This is a genomic window from Kitasatospora sp. NPDC056800 (assembly GCF_042789775.1).
Taxonomy (GTDB): domain Bacteria; phylum Actinomycetota; class Actinomycetes; order Streptomycetales; family Streptomycetaceae; genus Kitasatospora.
The window spans coordinates 1-1079 of the sequence record NZ_JBHUAL010000434.1 but is presented as its reverse complement, the minus strand read 5'-3'; the positions used below and the strand labels follow the sequence as shown (position 1 = coordinate 1079).

At 77.2% G+C, this 1079-nt stretch carries 2 pseudogenes; both read left to right on the top strand.

Annotated elements, in window-relative coordinates:
• Positions 1–977, top strand: a pseudogene (locus ACFRQN_RS40905) (hypothetical protein); the annotation flags it as partial.
• 10 nt (positions 978–987) lie between these two features.
• Positions 988–1079, top strand: a pseudogene (locus ACFRQN_RS40900) (roadblock/LC7 domain-containing protein); the annotation flags it as partial.

The window sequence follows — 1079 nt, the reverse complement described above, 5'->3', positions numbered from 1 at the left end:
GTCCGGCCCCGCAGGGCCCCGGCGCCCCCGGCCGGCCCGCCGCCCAGGGCCCGCGCGGTCCGCAGCGCCCCGGCCCGGACGCGCCGCAGCGCGACCGCCAGCCGCAGCTGCCGCCGCAGGCCCCGCAGCAGCCCCAGCCGCTGCCGTCGGCCGAGCCGGCGCCGGTGGAGAGCACCCAGCAGTTCGCCCGTCCGCGCTTCGAGGCCAGCCAGATCGATCCGCGCGACCCGCTGGGCCTCGGCCTGGTCGAGCCGGTGCTGCCGAACGTGCCGAACCCGCCGCGTCCGGAGCCGGTGCGCCAGGAGCAGGCCCCGCAGCAGCCGCAGCCGCTTCCGCTGCCGCACCAGGAGCCGATGGCGCTGCCGACCGGCCCGTCCGAGGCCGCGGGCCGACCGGGCGGCGAGGAGCAGCCCTGGTTCCCGCAGTCCGACGGCTCGCAGCAGGCGCGGCCGCGGCCGTACCAGCCGCGCCGCCCCGGCACCGCCGCACCGGAGTTCCAGCCGTCGGCCGACGAGCAGCGGGCTCCCCAGCCGGCTCCGCAGCAGCAGGCCCCGCAGCAGTCGCAGGGCCAGCCGCAGCAGAACCAGCAGCAGCCGCAGGGCCAGCCGCAGCCGGGCACCGGCGACGCGCCGTGGCGTCCGTCCGCGAACGACGAGCGCTGGCGCCGCGCCGAGCAGATCCGCGAGCCCTCGACCAGCGGTGTCACCATGTCGGGCCTGCCCCGGCGGACCCCGCAGGCCAACCTGGTCTCCGGCACCGCCGAGGCCTCGCCGCTGACCGGTCCGCAGGTCTCCCGGGCCCCCGAGGAGGTCCGCGGCCGACTGACCAACCTGCGCCGCGGCATCCAGCAGGGCCGCCGCGCCGGGGCCGAGCAGGCCGCCAACCAGGCGGGCCACCAGCATGGTGCCCAGCAGCCCGGATTCGATAGTTTCGGTGGCCGGAGCGACGGCAACGGCGCAGATCACCAGGAGCGTTGAGTTGAACCAGATGAGCCAGGCCGCACAGAACCTGAACTGGCTGATCACCAATTTCGTGGACAACACCCCCGGGGTGTCCCACACCGTGGTGGTCTCCGCGGA